Here is a 22300-nt window from a genome sequence, read left to right on the forward strand (position 1 = left end):
CCTCGCTATGGTAACGCTGTAGCGGGGGATTTTTGGTAGAGGGCTGTTTCATTCTCGGAAAAACCGGGATTTTGTAGGGGTAGTGCCCCCGTGCCTACCCCTGACGAAGAGGGCGGGCACGGGGGCACCGCCCCTACGAAGAATGAAACAGCCCTGAATTTTTGTTAAAGGGCGATCGGGCATTGAGAATTTAGTTAAAATGAATCCAAAGGGCGATAACGAGCAATCAAATCCACTGAGAAAACTCAGAACTCTCCCTACAACCTCAGAGGCTCAATTAATTCAAAATCGAGAGACTTGGCTACCGCGTGGAGAAGCTATAGCAGTAGATAAAGCTCAGGAAGTGATGAATGACCTTTACAGGGAGGGCGCAGAGTATGGTGATGGAAGTTGTGCTTTCATGGTAATGAAGGAACAATTTGAAGGAGGCGCGGGGAATCCACCGCAGTCGCTAAAAGATAGCACTCTCCATGCTGGAAAGTGCCAGCAGTATATTAAAGGACTTCGGAGGCATTTAGACAAGTTGCCCTCTGAAGCACAGCAAAAAATTGAGCAGGAAATTGTCAAGATGGAAGAGGCGCTAAAATGGGCTGATGATTACCGAAACAGCGATGAACCGGAGATTCCCAGATGGGCAAAACGTTGGAAAGAACAATTGGGGAAATAAAGTAATGCTTAAGTTAGACAGCAAGCGCAGTCGTTATATAGGAATGGATTGGCAAAGCAAGCTGCATCCATTTGCGATCGCACCTAATGATTCTCTAATCTGTTGCGATTTAAGAGGTTGTATCTTTGATAAATTAGATTTATCGGGATGTGAGTTTTTTGGTTGTCGCTTGAATGGAACATCTTTTCAAGGAGCAAATTTATATGAAACAAAATTTATTGGCTGTTTTTCTGATGAAGCCGATCGCCCAACGGATTTTAGAAATGCGATCGGCACAAATCTATCAGTAGAATTTTCTCACATAAACTTTCTATCAGAAGAACATCAGCCAAATTTTTCCAATAGTTTTTGGGACGATGGTTTAATCTTGGGAGACTTTTTCCAAGATGATATGAAATGGCCTTCGGAAGTGGCAAAGGCTGCTGCTGATACACTTTCAGAACGCAATGATGTTAGATATAATGCTACTGTAAAAATGGGAGAATTAGATAATCCTGTTGTTGCTCCTTTACTGGGTTGCTTGCTTGCTGACAAGGAATGGGATGTAAGGGCGATCGCCCTGGAAGTATTAGGCAAGCTACGACATCAGGAATTTTGGTATGGTGACGAAGTATTATTAGAGTGGATGTTTTTGTGTCTGGGAGACAAGCATTCGATCGTGCGACAGACAGCCATTGAACTTGTAGAAACTATTTCACCGCCGGATCGCATTTTGCTGACTTCTATTAATAGAATGGTTGTAGGTGCTTCTGATGAGGAGCGACTGGCGGGTTTGCTGGCGGCTATTGAACTCTCTCAACTCGATGATGATTATATTGATTTATGCGATCGACAAGTAATTGATTCTCTACTTTTAGATGGAGGATCTGAAGTTCGCAACGAATCCTCGCTGCTGCTTGAGATTATTGGCGATCGATGAATCAACAGCCGAATCCGGTCTATCAATTTTAGATTTGATAGAACTGATTTGACATCTTTTAGCGATCGCCCACAGCAATCAATCCAAAACAAAACTTAGGCAGTAGCGATACCTTGTCCTAAATGCTTCAAAACTTGAAAAGCCGATCGCAATTCACTTCGTACAGTATAAATCGAAAATGCCCGCGATAACCCGTATTCGGGTGTAGGTTGAGCCATCAGTTTCACAAATAACACATCATCGCCATTCGTCAACATCCCAAATCTCGGTTTATCTAAATCAGGATTTGCCATCATGTATGCTAATGCTTGGGGTAATGCCGATCGCGTGGAAATCGTAGTCTTCTTGCACTCCAAAACCATTACCCAAAGCTGCTGAAGCAAAATCAAGATATCAATTCGTCCGCGCATCGTTTCTTCCCCATCATCAATGACAATTTCGATAGCAGCTTCAGCTTTCATCCTGAAAGGTGGATCGTAGAATCCCGCCAATTCCAACAAAGGTGATGCTACCAGCAATGTCACTGCCCCTTCTAATAATTCTCCATCGGCTCTATGATATAGTAATCTACGTCGTAGCGTGTCTAAAGCAGTCTGTTCAGAATCGCTGAGACTTGGCAATTCGGATTGCCATTCTGTAAAAAAAGCCTCATCCTCGGTTCGGCTCAAATTCAACTTTGATTCAGCCTCAGCCAGACTTTTAATAGCTTCTGTAACTGCAATAACTTTTGCCATTAGTTGTCGCTTAAATCTTATTCATTGAAACTGATACAATTCTAACATCCGTTTGATTTTTGGTAACTGTCTTTCGGATTTCCGAAAAGCCAGCCAAATCCGATTGGTAACAGCTTGTGCAGGTTTGAGGACAAGTGTCAAGCGATTTTCTGTCACCGAATTTGCACACAAGTAATCGGGCAGAACACTAAAGCCAAATCCGCATTCCACGGCTTGTCTAATTGCTCTTAAATCGGGGATAATTAATTTAGGTTGAACGTCGATTCTTTTGCCAAATACGACGCGCCAAAATCGGCGGGCGATGGGCAATTCTTCACTATAAGCAATCCAATCTTGGGTTAACAGCCATTGAGATAGTGGGTTTAAATCTGCTTGACTGATTCCTTCTGCGATAGGAATTACAATATTGGGTGGCCCGACTAGCCAGAAGTTCTCCTCGAATAGCAATTCATATTCAATGTCGGACAAGGTAATTTTTTGAGTAGCAATTACGATGTCTAGCTTTCCGGCTTTGAGTTGTTGGATTAATTCTGATGTTAATCCAAATTGTATCGTGTAAAAAGTGCGTGAAGCGAAGCTATCCCGTAGGGAATCGTCCTGGGGTAACTTACCCAGTATTTGCTCTGTGAAAAATTCTTGCGCTGTACCGATTCTGATGGTTTGCGGTGTTTCGGCGGTGGAGTTTTTGTGGGGAATTGATTCGAGTTTCTCGATCGCACCTACAACTTGAGTATACAGTCTTTTTCCCGCATCCGTCGGCACCATCCGTCTCGGAGTCCTTTGAAACAACAGATTTCCCAAAGCTGACTCTAGGGCTGCAAGGTGTTGGCTGACAGCCGGTTGCGTGAGGTGGAGAACTTGGGCCGCCCCGGATACGGTTCCCACGCGGTAAACCTCGATAAAGCTGCGATACCACTCAAAGTTAATCATGACGAAGGAAGTTCGGCAACGGATTATGTAGCGGATGTAACGGATGGAAGAAGGCGTTATGCCATTTTTCGGTGAAGCTGCATTGAATAAATCCTTTACCGGAAAGGATGTAAGGCTTCTCATGGAGTGCAGCGACCTAGTGAATTGGTATTATCACCTTGGGAGTTGCCATAAACAATACTTCGGACAGTTTTTCAACGACTCTGTAAGCGTTACAGCGTAAGCCCTGGCATTTTTAATGTTTTTTTGAAACGAGCGGGCTAGACTCAAACATTGAAAAAATACTCATCCCTATAGCCATCAAGGGTTTGAGATACTCGATTAGATCTAAAAATGTCCGAAGTATTGCATAAATATATTTATAGTTAGACGCAACTTTTATAATTTGTATTTTAGATGAATTCGACCTAGGATGAAAATAACAAGCACAAAGACATCCGCAAAAGGCATAAATTATGACTAGCCAAAAAGTTCTGATTGTTTTGACCAGCCACGATACACTGGGCGATTCTGGTAAAGAAACTGGTTTCTATCTCCCAGAAGTAACCCATCCCTTGGACGCATTTAATCGCGCTGGATTAACGGTAGATTTTGTGAGTCCTCAAGGCGGGAAGGCTCCGATGGTTGGGATTGATTTGGAAGACCCCCTAAATAAGGCTTTTTTAGACGATTCGGAACAAGTTTCGCGAGTCGAAAATACGCTCAATCCCGCACAAATTGACCCCGCAAAATACGGCGCTATTTTCTATGCTGGCGGACACGGGACGATGTGGGATTTCGCTGATAACGATCGACTGGCCCAGATTGCTGCTGCTATTTATGAAGCAGGTGGCGTTGTTGGTGCTGTCTGTCACGGGCCTGCGGCGTTAGTCAATATTAAGCTGTCTGACGGTACATACCTGGTTGCTGACAAGACTGTGGCCGCTTTTACGAATGAAGAGGAAGCGGCTGTGGGATTGACTGACATAGTGCCGTTTTTGTTGGAGTCAAAATTAATCGAACGCGGGGCGAATTTTACCAAGGTTCCTAATTTTCAAGCCTGTGTTGTGGCGAGCGAGAGACTCGTCACAGGTCAAAATCCCGCTTCCGCCGCAGGTGTAGGCGAACGAATGGTAGAATTAATTAATGCAAAATAGCACTTTGAATTCTGGTGAATCGGTACAGCCAATAGTTTCGGCAAATTAATCTTGCTCGGTGAGAAATCTGTTACGGGATTTGCTGATGCAATTAAATTTGAGGTTGGAGATTCCCGCCAATCTTCACTAGATAATCGATCGGGGCGAGTGCAAGTGCTCGCCCTTTCTACATTCGGTTAACCCTACTCAAATACCCAATTTTACTGGAGAACATTACCGCCCACTGTTCGTCTTTGATTCTAGCCGACAAATTCGCGATCGCCTGTGTCAGATGCTGTTCGGCAAATTCTCCGCAATCAATCTGTTAGTGGTGATGACTTGAGTCCTCGGATTTTAGACATAACTCAAGTCCTCACGCTCGATCCAATCAAGTTATTACTGACTTTTGTTCATTCCGTGACTGCAAAAAATAGGTGGGATTTCTAATTGCGGATTCCGATATACATTTAGATATTGACAAACAAGTAAAACATTAAAAAAAACTAGGAATTTGTGCGGATTGGTCAAATTGCTCAATGAAGAAGCTCTTAGGGCATAATATTATAAAACAGAGAACAGGGTATGGAACTAAATTTACAGAAATTTTATACGGCCTGCAATCCCAGCTACACCCTGGCAGTAGCAAATCAAGAAGACCGACAATACTATATCGATTTTTCGTCAGTGCGGGGCGGCACAATCGTAGAACAATTGGAGCGCACCATCAGCCGTCTCTCGCCGGATGTACCTACCTGTCAATTATTTACCGGTCACATCGGCTCGGGGAAATCCACAGAATTGCTGCGGCTGCAAGCTCAATTGCAGGAGCAAGGTTTTCATGTGGTTTATTTTGAGTCGAGTAAAGATTTAGACATGGCTGATGTCGATATCACTGACATTTTGTTGAGCGTGGCGCGTCAGGTGAGCGAAAGCATTGAGAAAATGAAAATCAAGCTGCAACCGACGGGTTTTAAAGCTTTGCTCAAGGGCGTTGCTGATGTTTTTCAAACTCAAATAGATCTGAAAGCGGGAGCTTCTGTCCCCGGTTTGGGTGAGGTAAATGCTAGCACGGATGGAGAGTTTTCTTTGTCTTTGGGTATTGGCAAAATTACGGCTAAGGCGAAAGATGCTCCGAATTTGCGATCGGAGTTACGGCAATATTTGGAGCCGCGGACTAATGTAATTTTAGATGCGCTCAATAAGGAGTTGCTCGAACCGGCTAATCAAGAACTCAAGCGCCAAGGTAAACAGGGACTTGTGGTAATTATCGACAATCTCGATCGCATACACCTGTGCGCGAAACCAACGGGGCGGATGCAGCCGGAATATCTGTTTGTCGATCGCGGAGAGCAGTTGGCAAGACTAAACTGTCATGTCGTGTATACAATTCCTTTGGTGCTGATTTTCTCTAACGACTTAGGTCAGCTTAGCAATCGCTTCGGGGTAGATCCAAAGGTTTTGCCGATGGTGCCGGTGCAATTGAATGACGCTTCTGAGTGTGCAGAGGGTGTCGAATTGCTGCGACAGATGGTTCTGGCGCGGGCTTTTCCGACGGTGGAGGCGTCGCAGCGCTATGCTTTGGTTGGCAAAATTTTCGATTCTGCCGAAACTCTCGATCGCCTCTGTCGAGTTAGCGGGGGTCACGTTCGCAATTTGTTACAACTACTCTATAGCTGTCTGCAAAAACAAGACCCTCCTGTGTCGCGGGAAACTTTGGAAAATGTGATTGTCCAACGCCGTCACCAGCTTACTTTGGCGATCGAAGCGGATGAGTGGAAATTGCTGCGCCAAGTATCTGCTACCAAAACAGTGAATGGTGAAACTAAATACCAAATTTTGCTCCGCAGTCTTTGGGTATTTGAGTACCGTTACGGCGAGGATTACTGGTTTGATGTCAATCCGATTTTGGCTGACGCGAAGGAGTTTCGGGATACAGAAAAATGCGGCTAAATAACTTTTATTCGTAAAAGATTAAAGACGCCCAATTAACTAGGTTTGTAGTGAGGACTTTAGTCCGCATAAATGAGCGGACTAAAGTCCTCACGACAAACCATTTTACCTGCACACAAGTCCATAGTTTTATGTAACTGAGTTGAATAATAATTTTAAATATCTGCCCAAAAAAAGCTGTACAATAAATTTACAAAAATTAGTTTTATTCGGCCTTGCTTAATCATGGTATGAAAAAAATAAGTTTAAAATCCAAAACCTTTGTGGATACTGGTTTCTATGACAGACCTATTTAGCCTTTCATACCGTAAATCAGCAACGCCGTTTTATTCTTCCTTCTTCTTCCTTCTTCCTTCTTCCTTCTTCTTCCTTCTTCCTTCTTCCTTCAAACTATGATTAAAGGCACTACTAAACTGCTCGGAGTAATTGGTTATCCGATCGCACATTCTCTGTCGCCGGCGATGCACAATGCTGCCATTTCTCACTTGGGTGTCGATTTTGTTTACCTGCCGTTTCCGGTAAAACCAGAGGATTTAAAGGCTGCGCTGGCAGGATTTGCTGCGATCGACCTTCGGGGATTTAGCATCACGATTCCTCACAAACAGGCAATCTTACCGCTGCTGGCCGAGGTTTCTCCGATCGCCCGGGCGATCGGCGCAGTCAACACCGTCTACCGCACTGACAAAGGTTGGTGTGGCACAAATACCGACGTAGAAGGCTTTCTCGCGCCTCTACACAGCAGGGCGGGCACGGGGGCACCGCCCCTACAAAGGGGGGAGAATACTGTCAAAGTCCCCCTTCTTAAGGGGGATTTAGGGGGATCTCCGGGTTCCGATTGGAGTCAGAAAGTAGCGGTAATTTTGGGGAATGGCGGGGCGGCGAGGGCTGTTGTGGCTGGATGCGCTCAATTGGGATTTGCAGAGATTCACGTTGTCGGCCGCAGCGCCCCCAATTTAGCGGAATTTCAGCAGAGTTGGGTTAATTCTCCGATGCCGGTGCAGAATTTGCAGGTGCATAGTTGGGATAATTTGTCAATGTTGATTTCGCAGGCGGATTTGCTGGTGAATACAACTCCTGTAGGAATGCACCCGCACGGGGAAAAGTCGCCGGTTGCTGCTGCTGCGCTCGATCGAATTTCCGCAGGTGCGATCGTTTACGATCTCATTTACACCCCGAATCCTACTCAGTTTCTCAAAGATGCACAGCTTCGCGGCGCAATTCCGATTGACGGACTAGAAATGCTAGTTCAACAAGGAGCAGCAGCCTTGAAAATTTGGCTGGAGACAGAATCCGTCCCTGTGGATGTAATGCGCCAAGCCTTGCGCCAACATTTAGGCTTAGGCTAATGCCGTTTCCCTACAGCAATGCAGTCTCCTCCGGGAGCCGGACACGGCAGTGCTGTTTCCCCGAGGAGGTTAAGAATTTGACCTTGAATTCGCGCTAAGCTGAGTAAAATATACTTACGCTGCAATTTTATGAAATTTCGAGCTATCGGTCTTCTTTTTGCCACTTGCGCGATCGCAATTTTGAGTTTGGTAATCACTCCACCAGCTTGGGCTCTCACGCCAATTAAACTTTCCGATCTTTCTTATCGCGAATGTCCGGCAGAAATGGCAGAAGGCACAGTTACCAGCGGTAGCTCTATGGAAGCTAATTGCTTTTTGATTACTGGGAAAGCTGAAAATACGAGCGGCAAACCTGTCGTTAATGCTGATATTTTTGGCCGCATTTATGATGCAGATGAAAATCCAGTGATGCAAAACCGGACTCGCTTAGGTTCTATCGAAGAAGTTCCTCCTGGAATTAGCGATTTTCAGCTCAGAATTTCGGTTGCAGCCAATCAACGAACACCTTTGCAGCTCAAGCAGTTTAAAGCTACAGGTTTTACTGGCGTCGTTCGCCGTTAGTCAAACGATTTAAACAGTTGACTGTTGACAGTTGACAGTTGACTGTTGACAGTTGACAGTTGACTGTTGACAGTTGACAGCGAAGCGATCAGAACCGAGATTTAAACTCCGTTCCGATCGCAATCTGCCTTGATGAGTAAGGGCTTCAAACCCCTGCTATTCAGTGAGATTCTATGTTTGATATCGTGTCCGATGGATTAACCGCAATTAGATAGGTTCGTAGTGCGGACTTAAGTCCGCCACCGGAAAGCGGACGGACTTAAGTCCGTACTACGAACCGTTTTTTATGGTAATCAACCGGACATGATATGAGGTGATTGAATTGCTTTCAATTTCTCAACTCTCATCTACGAAGAACTCCCCGGTAAAAAACTGGGGAGTTCGTGTAAAAATCTCCAATCTCAAATTTTAGTGACGGGCAATATCTGCCAGCGGTTGAGACTAGATGCTTGAAAAAAATCAGCTTTTCTCACTAAAAAGCGGTTTGCAAGCTGCCCAAAAGACCGATTAGAAATTGCGATCCAAACTGAAGTAAAAAAAACGCAATCATTGGAGAAAAGTCAATCCCTCCTAAGGGGGGAATAATTGAGCGGAAGAGATTTAGATAAGGATCTGTTAACTGACTCAAAATCGAAAACGGGGGATCGTACCAATTGATGTTAGGGAACCAGCTTAGCAGTACCCTAATAATCATCAGGGCTATATAGATTTGCAGAAATGTCGCTAGCGTGTTTGCCAAAAGGCCTATGGAATAACTCATAAATTTTGGTTCTCGTTTGAGTAAAGTTTGCCAGAAATAATTGGTTGAAAGCCTCTTCGTTTTAGGGAGAAATTAAAAGAAGACGATTCATTACTCCAATCCTCGGACTTCCAGGTAGAGGTTGCCCTCAACTGTCAACTGTCAACTGTCAACTGAATGAAAGACACTTTAACTTTGAGTTTAGCATAGCTGCGGGAGAGGGAAGGCACTGAGGGTAGAGGCTGAGCAATTTTGTGGTTCCTTTTTCCTTTTGCCTTGGTTTTTAATGGGAAAGTTGAACAGAGAAATGTGCGACAGTTGGTCGATCGCCCGCATTCTACTCCGGGAGTGCTCTAAAATCTTCAATCTTATTCAGGAGTCTTGGGCGATCGAACCTTCGCTGTTGTGGGCTGTCGCGTTACCGTTGACATCGCCGAGTTGCAGTCGCACGTCATCAATTGCTTGATTTAGCTGGGCAATTTTATCTTCCAAACTCAGCCTTGCTACTTCCATCCCTTCGGCTTCGAGTTGGCTGGCTTTCCTCTGGCGCATCTTTCTGATCTTGGCATCGGAAGGATCGCTCAGCAAAGCTTCAGCAGCGCGCCTGGATAGCACCGCACCCAAAACAGCCCCCACCAAGCCCCCAACTGCGGCTCCCGCAATAAATCCGCCTGTAAAACCCTCTCGATTGCTCATGACTCAACTCATCTGCGCGATATTTCCTTGATTTGTCTATTTTGACACTCTCAGGAGCGATCGACCTGGAGAGCATTTTAGATTTTAGATTTTAGGTTTTAGATTGAAAAATGCTTCGGAAGCACAAAGCTCACAGGGGCATCAAGTCCGTTAATTGTCGGGTAAGGTGATAATTCCAACTTCAGAGTTGAAGCGAATCATCTCCAAAGATCGATCGCCATACATATCTTCAATGTGCTCCAAACAGCAGTCGATCGCAAAATCGTTCAACTCAGCAGGCTCAATTCCGTACATATCCTGAAACACTTCCTCGTCTACCCGACAAAACTGCGGGCGATCGGCATAAATTCCGCATTCCCTCGTCTCTTTGTCAAAATTTATACACCAACCGTCATCTCCCACTAAGCTCAAGTAGAGCGCCAATTGCTCTGTAGATAAATACTCGTCTAGGTCAGGGCGCTCTGTTGGTTCTAGGTAACAACAAGCACCGCACTGCTTTACGCAACGCCAAGTAGCCATAATTAGATTTTAGATTTTAGATTTTAGATTCGGAGCATTATCTGGAAAATGCCCAAATTTAAGAGAGATTAAAGCCTTTCAAGTATACCAAGTGCCAGCACCGCAGGAGGAATTCGCGAAAAGACGGTTAGATTTTTGACTTGCGAACACTCTCCGAGAAAGGCATCAAGCCCTGGTTCGTCTACGGATGAACGTTTTATGCTTGGGGCTGGCTATTTTTAGGCTGTGAGTGTTATAAAGATATACAAGTACATCACTTGTCAAGTATGATGTACCTGATGATAAATTAAAGCCTCGGTAGAGAGTCGCGGATAATGTTGATATGTATAGACAACCGGGCGATATGGCTACCAAGCGACCAAGAACTACCATCAGCTTTGACTTTGACGAGTACAAGGAGTTAAAAATTTGGGCTGATTCTGAATTTCGTTCCATTCCTCAACTGGTTCTTGTCTTGGTCAAGAAAGCCTTGATAGAGAGGAATAAACGATCGTCAGATCAAGCCAGCGCACCTCCGAGTGAATCTGATAGCTCCCGACTCACATAAACCAAACCCCCGCCAACTACCAAACCTAAACAGGGCAAGGAAAGTAAGGACGCTGGCTAATATCTATTCTATATCTAGCAAAGGAGGAATAACACCATGATCCAAGCCCAAACAATCCCCAAAACAGTCTCTTTTGACGAGTTCGCAGCCTGGTATCCAGAGAACTCTGTCCGCCGCTACGAACTACACAATGGAGTAATTATCGAAATGCCTCTAGGAACTGGTGACCACTCAGCCGTAGCCGGATTTATTTCTGGCGAAGTATTTTTAGAGATTCGGCAGCAACAACTGCCCTATTTCGTACCGAAAGAGTACCTGCTCAAACCCGTCCGCAACGAGGCAGGTTATCAGCCAGATGTAATCGTTCTGGATTTGCCCGCCCTGGCAAACGAACAGCGCTGGAAAAAGGAATCTATTATCACGATGGGTTCTTCGGTGCGGCTGGCTGTGGAAGTCGTCAGCACGAACTGGCAAGATGATTACCATTTCAAATTTGCTGATTATGAAGAAATGGGCATCCCTGAATATTGGATTGTGGACTATTTGGGTTTAGGCGGCCGCAAGTTCATTGGCAATCCCAAGCAACCCACCCTTTCGGTTTGCCAGTTGGTAGATGGAGAGTACGAGGTAAAGCAGTTTCGGGGCGATGACAGAGTTGAATCGCTGGCTTTCCCAGAATTGAGGTTGACTGCTGAGTCGATTTTTCGGGCTGGTTTGCCTCCAAGCAGGCCGATCGATCTACCAGGCTAATTTACGATCGCCCAAAGTGACGGTTTTTTAGCCGAATTTGCGATCGCCCGCAGGTCGATCGTTCTTTACATTTTGTTGACTTTTGTAAACTTCCTTAAAAAATAGGGTCGATCGCCCGGTAAAATCAGAAACGGATTTTCTTATCGATCTAGAGTTACTCAATACAGTCAGGAGGACACATGGACTTTATAACGGATCTTTTTAACGGTGGCGGCCCTGTAAACTTGCAGCTCATTATTCAAGTAGCTTTGCTTGCAGCAGTCGTACTTTCTGGCCCGATCGTAATTTTTCTGTTGGCAGCTAAAGGCGGCGACCTGTAATTATACCACCTCTGGCGATCGATTGTTGGGAGTTTTGGATAATTTAAAATTCCAAATTCCCACAGTATCGATCGCCAGTCAAGTCAATTTTAGATTTTAGATTTTAGATTTTAGATTGATATCATGTCCGGTCGATTACCATAAAAAACCGTTTGTAGTGCGGACTTAAGTCCGCAACAAGCGAGCGGACTTAAGTCCGCACTACGAACCAATTTTATAGTGCGTCGATCGACCGGACACGATATGACTTGCAGCGCAGTAAATCTGCGACGTTGAATTTTGATATCAAATTGTGGATTCGAGCCTAACCTTTGTGTTGGGGCTGGTACATGTTTTTGGGCGAATTTTCCCTAATTTTTACAGCGATGAATTTAGATTTGCGATCGAATACCGAGGGCGTGTTTAGCCGTTTGAATCAAATTCTCGAAAAAAGGTAGAGATACATCGACTTCTCTAGCATCCTGGCGGGATTTACCCAACAAACCGATACTTTGTCCGGGTTCAACAACCAAAACTTGCCCTTGAGAATTGCGAATTCTCAATTCCTCTTGAGAACCGGCGGGAGACAGACTGCAAGAATAAGTGCGATCGCAATAATCAAACTCAACTTTTCCGAACACCGACGGCCTCGAACTAGCAGCACTTGCCGCTAACCGGACACCCAACAATTCCAACTCAACCGAAGTCTTGCCATTAAAACTATTTTCCCGCAAGCGGTAAGCAATATCAACCCGCCGAGGCAACGGAAAATATTCGCCCCAACGCCACGCAATCCCCTTCAAACTAGCCGAACCTTTTTCATCTTGAGTTGCAGTTAGTTTAACATGACCTCCCTTACCAACAATTTTTTGTTCAGTAATACAAACATTAGGCGTCCAAAATACAGGAGCCTTATTTTCAATCCCGCAAGGTTCTAGAGCATCAATTTGTCGGTAAAGGTCAAGATTAATTTCAGCCAAATCCGCTCGCACATCTACTGAAACCAACGGCTTGAGGTGTTCCGGCTGCAAACATTGATTCGCAAAAATTGACAGTTGCTTGCGGAATTGTTGAAGATTCTTGGCAGGCATAGAAAAACCGCCAGCCGCCTTATGTCCGCCAAATTTAGTTAATAAATCCGCACAAAAATTCAGCCCGTCAAATACATTAAATTCAGGAATTCCCCTCGCCGAACCCCGGATGATATTACCCGTTTCACCACCCTCATCCTCAAAAGTACCGATAAAAACGGGTACGCCGTAACGTTCGAGCAACCGAGAAGCTACAATCCCAATCACCCCGTGGTGCCAACCCGGTTGTACGACAACTAAAACTCGTTCCTGCTGTAAATTAAGAGCACTTTGTTCGCACCAAGCAATCGCTTCCTGCTCAATTTCCTGGCACAACTCCTGTCGGCGCTGATTGATTTGTTCGCACTGCATCGCATTTTTGAGTGCCAACTCGCGATCGTCCGTTGTCAGCAACTCTATCACAATTTGAGGGTCAGCCAGCCGCCCCACAGCATTAATCCGCGGCCCCAGCCGAAAACCAATATCTTCAGGCTTTAAGGTATTGTTAGCTTGACTTTTTGAATTAAAAAGAGGTAAATTTTCCGCACTTGCCGGCTGCACTCCTGCCACCTGAATCAAAGCTTGAACTCCGGCTAATTGCGAGTGAGGTAAAAGTCGCAAACCCCGCTTTACCCAGCGGCGGTTAACTCCTGTCAGGGGCGCCAAATCTGCAATAGTTCCCAACGTAAATAATTCCAGCAGCGGATTCACCAAACCGCCAACTTTCTTCAAATCTTGAGCCAAAGTAATCGCCAAAACATAGGCAACACCGACTCCAGCCAAACCGCGATAGGGCGAAGATTCCGCAATTAATTTTGGGTTGAGAATAGCATCAGCCGGGGGCAGTTTTGGCGGCAAATCGTGGTGGTCTGTAATAATAACTTTTACACCGAGTTCTCGCGCTCTGGCAACTGGGCCATAGGCTGCAATCCCGTTGTCTACCGTCAGAATCAGAGCCACACCTTCGGCATGAAATTCTTCTACAATGCGATCGTTAATCCCGTAACCTTCGTGCATCCGACTGGGAATAGCATAATCAACATTCGCGCCCAAAGCCCTGAGAGCTCGCAGCAACAAAGCCGTGCTCGTCATTCCATCAGCATCGTAGTCGCCGCAAATCGCAATTTTCTGGCCTGTTGAAATCGCTTCCCGCAACAATTTGACACTCGCAGCCAAATCGGGAAATTCATCCAGTGGCGGCGGCAAAACCAGAGATTCCGGTTCGATAAACCCTTGCACTTCTTCGAGAGAATCGATACCGCGATTGATAAGTACCTGTGCTAGCAAGCATGACAAACCGATTTCATTGGCAAACTGTTCGGCTTGCTGTGGTTGAGGCGAATAAATTTGCCACCGTTGGTTCGGCAATCGAGGAGAATGCGGGGGTACAGATTTCGGTAGCTCTGGCACGGAAGCTGAAGTCTAAAGATACATAACCAATCTTACATAATTAAGTGTCTCATGAACTCAATATTAGATTGGCGATCGATCGCAAAGATGAGTTTTTTCGGTAAAATCCGAAGGTTGTGCGGATAAAAGCAGTGTGGTGAACAGTTGACTGTTGACTGTTGACTGTTGACTGTTGACAGCGAAGTGATAATAACGGAGATTTAAACTCGCTTCTTATCACAATCTGCCGATCTGAGTAAGGGCTTCAAACCCTTGCTATTCGGTGAAAGTGCGATCGCATCTGAAAACAATGTCTGGCAAACACTTGTCAAGTCCGTACAGTGCTGCATTGCTGGATTTTATTTTAACAGGAGATTGTGATGATTTCAGAAAAGCGGCCCTGGTTTAAAGTTGCCTTCCAGTTTCAAGGGTCGATCATTTTTTTCATCTGGCGCCGCGTCATGCTGTGCGCTGGTTTTGGGTTGTTGATTTCGGTACTGTACTTTTTTAAACTCCCAGTATCCTTGCCCATCTTATCAAGCATTGTTCCCAGTATAGTCCTCGGCTTATTGTTAGTGTTTCGGACAAATACGGCTTACGATCGATTTTGGGAAGGCCGGAGGTGTTGGGGAACCTTAATTATTGCAGTCAGAAATTTGGCACGTCAAATCTGGGTATCTATTAGCGATCGAGAACCGGATGATTTAGCGAAAAAAAAGTCTACTTTGCGATTATTAGTGGCTTTTGCCATAGCGATGAAATTGCACTTGCGCCAAGAACCCATTAGCTCAGAAATAGAGCCTTACGTGCTACCCCAACAGTATGAAAACCTCAAAAGAATGAACAATCCTCCCCTTGAGATTGCTTTTTGGATTGGGGATTATTTGACGATACAGTACGAGGCAAATAACCTCGATGTCTATCGGCTAACAGCGATGAATCAGTTAGTAAATAGCATGATTGAGGCTTTGAGCGGTTGCGAGCGAATTTTGAGAACTCCTATACCTCTGGCCTACGCGATTCATCTCAAACAGCTACTCTTGCTTTACTGCTTGGCACTGCCTTTTCAAATGGTGAAGGAGTTAACTTGGGGGACAGGCCCTGTGGTAGCTTTAATTAGTTTTGCTTTGTTTGGTATCGAAGAAATCGGCATTGAAATCGAAAATCCTTTCGGACACGATGCCAATGATTTACCTTTGGATAATATTTGTGCTACAATGCAGCGCAATATCAACGATTTAATTACTTTATCTCCTAGCGTTCATGCTAGGCCAAAAGAGCATTAGAGTCATTAGTGATTAGTCATTGGTTATTGGTTATTAGTTAACTGTAGCAGCGCGTTCACTAATAAATCTGACTCGTGCCAACAGATTTAACTAACTATAGCGGTTCTCAAGCGTGGTGAGGTATGCCCTATGCCCTATGCCCTATGCCCTATGCCCTATGCCCATGAGTACCTCACATGGGAGATCGAAAGGCTATAGCTTCCGCCTAACGTTAATTTCTAGCAATCAACCACATTAACCCAGCTAAAACCAACAATAAAGGCGTCAGCCGATCGCCCCACCGCACGTACAAAGTCCGAGTTTGCCGCCGATAAATAGTAGCATCTCGGACTTCATAGGTATTAATTCCAGACTTCCAAATCGTCTCGCCGTGAGGATTTACAAAAGCAGAATAACCTGTATTAGTTGCGATCGCAGCCCATCTATCAGTTTCAATAGCCCGCATCACATCCAAAGCGTGATGCTGAGCCAGCATCGGCGTTTTGAAATGGGCATTGTTGGAAGCTGTGAGCATAAATTCACCTCCATTTGCCGCCTGATATCGGAAAATTTCCGCAAACGCCGAATCGTAACAAATCCCCACGATGGCGCGACCAAAGGGCGTATCGAACAATTGTTTAGAATTGCCTGGTACTAAATGAGCATCTAAGGGAGAAAGCCGATTAATAATGCCGCCTAAGATTTCGTAAAAAGGGATGTATTCACCTAAGGGAACTAGCTTTAGTTTATCATACCGACTGATAATCTCTCCTGTTTTGTCGATCGCCAATAAGCTATTAGTCGTGCTATCCCCTTCCTGTCCGAACCCTCCAACCCAAGCCAGAACACCGCGTTCCAGAATCGCTTGGTAAAAGGAAAGAGTAGAACGCTGATACTCATTTGTCCAGATAAAAGGCAAAGCCGTCTCTGGCAGTAACACAGCATCGACTTTCCTATCTGCTAACTGTTGGTATCCAGCCGTGTAACCTTCCAAAGCGCGCCGCCAACCACCTGAATCAAACTTAATCTCGTTAGGAATATTGCCTTGAATAATCCCAATTTTTAATGCTGTTCCCGCCTCTTGAATTAAAGGGCGATCGTACAAACTCCAGCCGACAATATGCAAAACTAAAAATAAACCCGCAGGCAAAATATAAGCAACCCACTTCTGCCCTCGGACTTCTCCCTTCTTCTTTCTTTTTACCTTGAGCGAAGCCGAAAAGCCCTCCTCCTTTTTCATCCCATCCGTTACATCCGTTACATCCGCTATACAATCCGTTGCCGAACTTCCCTCTTCCTTCTTCCCTCTTCCTTCGATCCAAGCTTCGGCAATTAAGCCATTTACTGCTACAATTCCCGCTGTTACTGCGCTGGGCCCGGAGAGTTGACCGAGGTGCAATATGGCTAAGTTGTGCGGGCTTTGGGTGTATGATAGTGATGTCCACCACAGCGAACTGGTACTCCAAATACTTTCTAAGGCGCACCACAAAGCTGTACCAATTAACACGCGAGTTAACCCTGATAATTTAGATCTACCCCCCCCAGCCCCCCCTTGTAAAGGGGGGGAGTTAAGAAGAATAAGATCGGAGCTACCCCCCCCAGCCCCCCCTTGTAAAGGGGGGGAGTTAAGAACAAGAAGAGGATTTTTGCGTGGTAAAGTTAGGGAGTTGAGAATTATAAATAGCCACGCCCAAACAGTGACTAATGCACTTCCCCAGAAGGTGATGAATATCCAGCAAAAAAGTGCGATCGCCAAACTGGGCAACCAAGGAACTCCCAACCAAGTCATTGGGTGTATTCCCATAATCCAAGATAAGGCTAATCCGTGATAGCCGATTCCCCAGAGAGCAGGAAGAAGGAAGAAGGAAGAAGGAAGAAGGAAGAAGGAAGAAGGAAGAAATTTTTGTTTTTTGTCTGTGATTATTGGTCGTTGATAACTGATAACCAAAACCCACAGGGGCATTAATGCTACCCAAGCCAACACCCAAGCATTGAACGGTGCTGTTGTCAATGCCATCAAAATACCGCTGCAAAGCGCGATCGCCCAGCCTAATATTTGAGATTTCTCAACCGCGAATTTTTCAAATTTAAGTCTTTTAAATATTGCCACTTTGATGATTGCCAATTAAACATAATAATTCTTAATCAATATATCATATCATTATGGTTCGTAGTGAGGACTTTAGTCCGCATCAATTTCTGCGGACTAAAGTCCTCACTACAAACCTATCGGAAATAAATTTCTTAATTTATACTTGCCAAAACAAAAAGCGCCCTCTTTTGGAGAGAGCGCTTTTGTCAATCAAAAGCTAAATTTAGCCGTTGATGGAAGGAGCAACCATTGCTACTGGAGTGACTTCACCAGCGGCCAAGTCGAGCGGGAAGTTGTGAGCGTTGCGCTCGTGCATTACTTCCATACCCAAGTTAGCGCGGTTGATGACATCAGCCCAGGTATTGATTACGCGACCTTGAGAGTCGATAATCGATTGGTTGAAGTTGAAACCGTTGAGGTTAAACGCCATCGTGGAGATACCTAAAGCGGTAAACCAGATGCCGATAACTGGCCACGCACCTAATAAGAAGTGCAAGGAACGGCTGTTGTTAAAGGAAGCATATTGGAAGATCAAACGACCGAAGTAGCCGTGGGCTGCAACGATGTTGTAGGTTTCTTCTTCTTGACCGAATTTGTAACCGTAGTTCAAAGATTCGGTTTCGGTTGTTTCGCGCACCAAGGAAGATGTAACGAGAGAACCGTGCATGGCGCAGAACAAGCTACCACCGAAGACACCAGCAACTCCCAACATATGGAAGGGGTGCATCAGGATGTTGTGCTCTGCTTGGAACACAATCATGAAGTTGAATGTGCCGCTGATACCCAGGGGCATACCGTCAGAAAAGCTGCCTTGTCCGATCGGGTAAATCAAGAATACTGCGGTAGCAGATGCCACAGGTGCAGAGTAAGCTACGCAGATCCAAGGACGCATTCCTAAGCGGTAGCTCAGTTCCCACTGACGACCCATGTAGCAAAAAATGCCGATGAGGAAGTGGAAAATGACGAGCTGGTAAGTGCCGCCGTTGTACAACCATTCGTCTAAAGAGGCTGCTTCCCAGATCGGATAGAAGTGAAGCCCGATCGCATTCGATGAAGGAACAACTGCACCGCTGATCAGGTTGTTGCCGTACATCAAGGAACCAGCAACTGGTTCGCGGATGCCGTCAATATCCACAGGAGGAGCTGCTACAAAGGCAATGATGTAGCAGATGGTGGCGCTCAGGAGTGTTGGGATCATTAGAGTCCCAAACCAACCAACATAAATCCGGTTATCGGTACTAGTTACCCACTCGCAGAACCGTTCCCAAACGTTGCCGCTTTCGCGACGCTGTACGGTTGTTGTCATTTGTTTTATGATTGCTTAATTGAATTTTCAAGGTTCGTTGTGGAAATCTCCACGCTTATATTAGTAACACTATTCACAACAGTTTGCAAAGGGATTAGTGCTTATATTTGAATAAATTTATAATCCTTTACACAACTTGATTTTTGATGAATTTTCGTCGCTGTTTGCAAAGTAATATTACAGAAAAAATACGGTTAGAATACAGCGGACAGAAGAGCTGAGTCTTTGGTATGTAGGTTGGTTCAGCAGTTAAGTCAAACTATTGTTGTTGAGGTCAAACTTCTTTCTAGTTAAACTTATCTTAATTAGCGATTGAGCAGATAAATTTTAATATTTGTTTACATATCCTGGGTAGATTGGGAGTTGACAGTTGTAGGGGCAGTGCCCCCGTGCCTGCCCTCTTCGTTGACGGTTGACCTGTGACAGTTGACAGTTGCAGAAGGGGAATCAAATCATTGATGCTTGACGGATATCGGCTCTATTCATCCCTTATCCTTCTTCCTTTGCTCTTGCGATCGCACTAAATTCTCAATTATCCGCAATCAACCGGATTCATCAACTATAAACCCGGTTTATAAAGCACTTTGCAATTGCCATAAACCGGGTTTCTGAGGCTGAGTTCGTAAATTTTGCCTAAAAATTAGCCTTTAGCCTGGGGGCCACTTCATGTGGCGTCCGCCGAGAATGTGAAGGTGCAGGTGATCTACGGTTTGGCCACCGTCATTGCCGGTATTGATGACGACGCGATAGCCGTTGCTGAGTCCGAGTTGTTCGGCTACCCGCTTGACAGTCAGCAGCAGGTGTCCCATGAGGGCATGATCTCCCGATTCGGCATCGGCTAATTTGGGAATAGGTTTTTTGGGAATGACGAGGATGTGGATGGGCGCTTGTGGATTGATATCTCTGAAGGCGAGGGCTAAGTCGTCCTCATAAACGATGTCTGCGGGAATCTCTTTGCGGATGATTTTGCTGAAAAGCGTTTCTTGGGTTGTCATGGGTGTTAATGAAGGAAGAAGGAAGTTCGGCAACGGATTGTGTAACGGATGTAACGGATGTATGGAGGAGGGAAGAAAGAAGAAGGGGGAAGGCGGAAGAATTGGGAAGGGCGAAGACGGAAGGGGGAAGGCGGAAGGCGGAAGGGACAAGGGGAAGAGGCAGGAGGAGAGAAGGAAGAGGAGAAAAGGAAGAAGCAACGAAAAGTTTTTCTTGCCTCTTCCGATATTCATTAGTCATTGTTAATCATAATAGATGATGGAGCGAAGACAGGCAAATTGAGGATAAACAAAAATGCTTGCGAGGGTTTGGAGTGCATCGATCGTAGGAATTGACGCGGTAAAGGTGGGTGTGGAGGCTGATGTATCGGGGGGATTGCCGAAAATTGTGGTTGTGGGGTTGCCCGATTCGGCGGTGCAAGAGGCTAAAGAAAGGGTTAAGGCTACGCTCAAAAATTCGGGATATGGTTTTCCGATGCGGAGTATTGTGATTAATTTGACTCCGGCAGATTTGCGTAAGGAAGGCCCGAGTTTTGATTTGCCGATCGCCATTGGCATTTTAGCAGCATCGGAACAGGTCAGTGCCGAGCTGTTGGGAGATTATTTGTTTTTGGGGGAACTCTCTTTGGACGGGAGTTTGCGGCCTGTGGCGGGGGTTTTGCCGATCGCCGCTGCTGCTCAAAAAATGGGTATTTCCGGGTTAATTGTACCAGCAGCTAATGCAACGGAAGCGGCTTTAGTAAAAGGAATATCTGTTTATGGTTTTGAAAATATATTTGCAGTTACTGATTTTTTGAACAATCCTCATGTTTATTCACCGATACAAGTAAACGCTAGAGAAGAGTTAGGAAAAACCAGATTTCCGAGTCTAGATTTAAAAGACGTAAAGGGGCAAATTCACGCGCGGCGGGCTTTGGAAATTGCGGCTGCCGGCGGACACAATTTAATTTTTGTAGGGCCGCCAGGAAGCGGTAAGACGATGTTGGCGAGACGTTTGCCGGGTATTTTGCCACCGCTGACTTTTGATGAAGCTTTGGATGTGACTCAAATTCATTCGGTGGCTGGTTTGTTGAAGGATAAGGGTATGCTGGTGAGCGATCGACCTTTTCGCAGTCCTCACCATTCAGCATCCGGGCCTTCTCTCGTTGGCGGGGGCAGTTTTCCGCGTCCGGGTGAAATTTCCTTAGCACATCGCGGGATACTTTTTCTGGATGAATTAACTGAATTTAAAAGAGATGTTTTGGAGTTTTTGCGGCAGCCATTGGAAGATGGTTATGTAACGATTTCTCGAACCAGACAATCGGTGATGTTTCCGGCACAATTTACATTAGTTGCGAGTACAAATCCTTGCGCTTGCGGTTACTACGGTGATTCGATCCAACAGTGTACTTGTTCGCCACAAAAGAGGGAGCAATATTGGGCAAAACTTTCGGGGCCTTTGATGGATCGGATTGATTTGCAAGTGGCGGTTAATCGTTTGAAACCTGAGGAAATTACCAGACAGGCGACGGGGGAGGAGTCGGAACCGGTGCGGGTGAGGGTGCAGCGGGCGCGAGAGATGGCGACTCGCCGTTTTCAGTCGGAATCTGGCTTGCGGTGTAACGCGCAGATGCTAAGCAGCCACATTAACACCTGGTGTCAGTTGGATGATGCTTCCCGGAATTTGTTAGAGATGGCGATTCGGAAATTGGGGCTTTCGGCGCGGGCGAGCGATCGAATTTTGAAGGTTGCTAGAACTATTGCGGATTTGTCCGGGGATGACAGCTTGAAGACTAATCATGTGGGGGAGGCGGTGCAGTATCGGACGATCGATCGGATGCAGTAGAATTATAGCCTTTCTGAATAACATGAATAGAGGTACGTTGTTGGGCTTTAGCCCTCCGATCGGGATGATATACTAAGCAAGGTCGTATCAAAAAAATCATTTACATTCAAACTTCATCTTTCGCTAAAAAGGTTATAGCGTTTCTAGCGAAAGATGAGGTATTACTGACAGCTTCTATAACCCGAAAAACCTATAGGGCTGAAGCCCAACAACGTACCTTATATTTATGATAACCGCTATATACTACTAAACTAAATTGATAATAAATACGGTTGAGTTAACACAATTGGACTCTGCGTAAATTTGGGCATGATACAAAGCGCAAACAAAGATTGCTATAATACAAGTTTTTGGTTAAATGAACCTCCGAGTTATCTCCTCAAATATGCTAGCCTGTGCGTTGCTAGCTCGATTGTCGATTTTTTTCGGCTGCGAGCGATCGCTCTACACTACAAAAAAATTGTTAGTGTCATGAATTATTCGCGGAGATGACAGGAGCGATGAAAAGCCGCTAAAACGAGAAGGTACCGCCATTCCCCGTAATTTGCCATGACGATTTTAGAGCGAGAAGCCCAGATTTTACGAGTCC

The 22300-nt window shown here is 45.4% G+C and carries 23 protein-coding genes; 12 read left to right on the plus strand and 11 right to left on the minus strand.

The window, feature by feature from the left end; translation table 11 throughout:
• The first annotated feature begins 199 nt into the window (after positions 1–199).
• The gene (locus tag QZ918_RS04140) at positions 200–667 is read left to right on the plus strand and encodes a hypothetical protein (RefSeq protein WP_293331403.1); all 468 of its coding nucleotides are present in this window, start codon (positions 200–202) and stop codon (positions 665–667) included.
• 4 nt (positions 668–671) lie between these two features.
• A complete protein-coding gene (locus QZ918_RS04145) occupies positions 672–1586 on the plus strand; it encodes a HEAT repeat domain-containing protein (RefSeq protein WP_293331406.1) in 915 nt (304 codons plus the stop codon).
• A gap of 95 nt (positions 1587–1681) precedes the next feature.
• Here QZ918_RS04145 and QZ918_RS04150 read toward each other — a convergent pair whose 3' ends face one another.
• Positions 1682–2320, minus strand: coding sequence for a type I restriction enzyme HsdR N-terminal domain-containing protein (locus tag QZ918_RS04150; RefSeq protein ID WP_293331409.1), 639 nt, complete (start codon positions 2318–2320; stop codon positions 1682–1684).
• Positions 2321–2341: 21 nt separating this feature from the next.
• Complete coding sequence (locus QZ918_RS04155; protein WP_293331412.1) at positions 2342–3373, minus strand: LysR family transcriptional regulator; 1032 nt, start codon at positions 3371–3373, stop codon at positions 2342–2344.
• Between the two features lie 332 nt (positions 3374–3705).
• Here QZ918_RS04155 and QZ918_RS04160 point away from each other — a divergent pair, with 332 nt between their 5' ends.
• The 4 genes from QZ918_RS04160 to QZ918_RS04175 all read left to right on the plus strand — a co-directional run bounded on the left by QZ918_RS04160 (position 3706) and on the right by QZ918_RS04175 (position 8222).
• The gene (locus QZ918_RS04160; protein WP_293331415.1) at positions 3706–4386 is read left to right on the plus strand and encodes a type 1 glutamine amidotransferase domain-containing protein; all 681 of its coding nucleotides are present in this window, start codon (positions 3706–3708) and stop codon (positions 4384–4386) included.
• A 561-nt stretch (positions 4387–4947) separates the two neighbouring features.
• Entirely contained in the window at positions 4948–6315 is a 1368-nt protein-coding gene (locus tag QZ918_RS04165; RefSeq protein ID WP_293331418.1) for a P-loop NTPase fold protein, read from the plus strand.
• Positions 6316–6707: 392 nt separating this feature from the next.
• Positions 6708–7661, plus strand: coding sequence for a shikimate dehydrogenase (locus QZ918_RS04170; protein WP_293331421.1), 954 nt, complete (start codon positions 6708–6710; stop codon positions 7659–7661).
• A 129-nt stretch (positions 7662–7790) separates the two neighbouring features.
• On the plus strand, positions 7791–8222 hold the full coding sequence (locus tag QZ918_RS04175; RefSeq protein WP_293154969.1) for a hypothetical protein: 432 nt from the start codon (positions 7791–7793) through the stop codon (positions 8220–8222).
• A 472-nt stretch (positions 8223–8694) separates the two neighbouring features.
• On the opposite strand, the gene QZ918_RS04180 is transcribed toward QZ918_RS04175, so the two are convergent.
• From QZ918_RS04180 to QZ918_RS04190, 3 genes are all read right to left on the minus strand, one after another.
• Positions 8695–8982 (minus strand): YggT family protein, encoded by a 288-nt coding sequence (locus QZ918_RS04180; RefSeq protein WP_293154974.1) that lies wholly within the window; start codon positions 8980–8982, stop codon positions 8695–8697.
• 351 nt (positions 8983–9333) lie between these two features.
• Positions 9334–9657, minus strand: coding sequence for a ssl2009 family thylakoid membrane protein (locus tag QZ918_RS04185; RefSeq protein ID WP_293154977.1), 324 nt, complete (start codon positions 9655–9657; stop codon positions 9334–9336).
• 150 nt (positions 9658–9807) lie between these two features.
• Positions 9808–10176, minus strand: a complete 369-nt coding sequence (locus tag QZ918_RS04190; protein WP_293154980.1) for a YkgJ family cysteine cluster protein — start codon at positions 10174–10176, stop codon at positions 9808–9810.
• 343 nt (positions 10177–10519) lie between these two features.
• On the opposite strand from QZ918_RS04190, the gene QZ918_RS04195 reads away from it, so the two are divergent.
• Positions 10520–10723 carry a ribbon-helix-helix domain-containing protein gene (locus QZ918_RS04195; protein WP_293331473.1) on the plus strand — a complete coding sequence of 68 codons (204 nt, stop codon included), beginning with the start codon at positions 10520–10522 and terminating at the stop codon, positions 10721–10723.
• 96 nt (positions 10724–10819) lie between these two features.
• Entirely contained in the window at positions 10820–11473 is a 654-nt protein-coding gene (locus QZ918_RS04200) for a Uma2 family endonuclease (RefSeq protein WP_293331424.1), read from the plus strand.
• 27 nt (positions 11474–11500) lie between these two features.
• Here QZ918_RS04200 and QZ918_RS04205 read toward each other — a convergent pair whose 3' ends face one another.
• Positions 11501–11635, minus strand: coding sequence for a hypothetical protein (locus QZ918_RS04205; protein WP_293331427.1), 135 nt, complete (start codon positions 11633–11635; stop codon positions 11501–11503).
• A gap of 17 nt (positions 11636–11652) precedes the next feature.
• Here QZ918_RS04205 and psb30 point away from each other — a divergent pair, with 17 nt between their 5' ends.
• The gene (gene psb30 / locus QZ918_RS04210) at positions 11653–11793 is read left to right on the plus strand and encodes a photosystem II reaction center protein Ycf12/Psb30 (protein ID WP_293154990.1); all 141 of its coding nucleotides are present in this window, start codon (positions 11653–11655) and stop codon (positions 11791–11793) included.
• A 371-nt stretch (positions 11794–12164) separates the two neighbouring features.
• Here psb30 and recJ read toward each other — a convergent pair whose 3' ends face one another.
• A complete protein-coding gene (gene recJ / locus QZ918_RS04215) occupies positions 12165–14252 on the minus strand; it encodes a single-stranded-DNA-specific exonuclease RecJ (protein ID WP_293331431.1) in 2088 nt (695 codons plus the stop codon).
• A gap of 49 nt (positions 14253–14301) precedes the next feature.
• Positions 14302–14472 carry a hypothetical protein gene (locus QZ918_RS04220; protein WP_293331434.1) on the minus strand — a complete coding sequence of 57 codons (171 nt, stop codon included), beginning with the start codon at positions 14470–14472 and terminating at the stop codon, positions 14302–14304.
• 139 nt (positions 14473–14611) lie between these two features.
• Here QZ918_RS04220 and QZ918_RS04225 point away from each other — a divergent pair, with 139 nt between their 5' ends.
• Positions 14612–15517 (plus strand): bestrophin family protein, encoded by a 906-nt coding sequence (locus QZ918_RS04225; RefSeq protein WP_293331437.1) that lies wholly within the window; start codon positions 14612–14614, stop codon positions 15515–15517.
• Between the two features lie 211 nt (positions 15518–15728).
• Here QZ918_RS04225 and lnt read toward each other — a convergent pair whose 3' ends face one another.
• The 3 genes from lnt to QZ918_RS04240 all read right to left on the minus strand — a co-directional run bounded on the left by lnt (position 15729) and on the right by QZ918_RS04240 (position 19889).
• Positions 15729–17606 (minus strand): apolipoprotein N-acyltransferase, encoded by a 1878-nt coding sequence (gene lnt, locus QZ918_RS04230; RefSeq protein WP_367275222.1) that lies wholly within the window; start codon positions 17604–17606, stop codon positions 15729–15731.
• Between the two features lie 205 nt (positions 17607–17811).
• Positions 17812–18894: a photosystem II reaction center subunit D1 gene (gene psbA, locus QZ918_RS04235; RefSeq protein WP_293331440.1), complete on the minus strand. Its 1083-nt coding sequence runs from the start codon at positions 18892–18894 to the stop codon at positions 17812–17814.
• 647 nt (positions 18895–19541) lie between these two features.
• Positions 19542–19889: a histidine triad nucleotide-binding protein gene (locus QZ918_RS04240; RefSeq protein ID WP_293157839.1), complete on the minus strand. Its 348-nt coding sequence runs from the start codon at positions 19887–19889 to the stop codon at positions 19542–19544.
• On the opposite strand from QZ918_RS04240, the gene QZ918_RS04245 reads away from it, so the two are divergent.
• Positions 19888–20133, plus strand: coding sequence for a hypothetical protein (locus QZ918_RS04245; protein WP_293331443.1), 246 nt, complete (start codon positions 19888–19890; stop codon positions 20131–20133). The two genes, QZ918_RS04240 and QZ918_RS04245, sit on opposite strands and share 2 nt — an antisense overlap.
• 48 nt (positions 20134–20181) lie before the next feature.
• Positions 20182–21711, plus strand: a complete 1530-nt coding sequence (locus QZ918_RS04250) for a YifB family Mg chelatase-like AAA ATPase (protein WP_293331446.1) — start codon at positions 20182–20184, stop codon at positions 21709–21711.
• The last annotated feature ends 589 nt before the right edge of the window (positions 21712–22300 follow it).

The sequence above is a fragment of the Microcoleus sp. CAWBG58 genome (assembly GCF_020883045.1).
In the GTDB taxonomy this organism is placed as follows: Bacteria; Cyanobacteriota; Cyanobacteriia; order Cyanobacteriales; family Microcoleaceae; genus Microcoleus.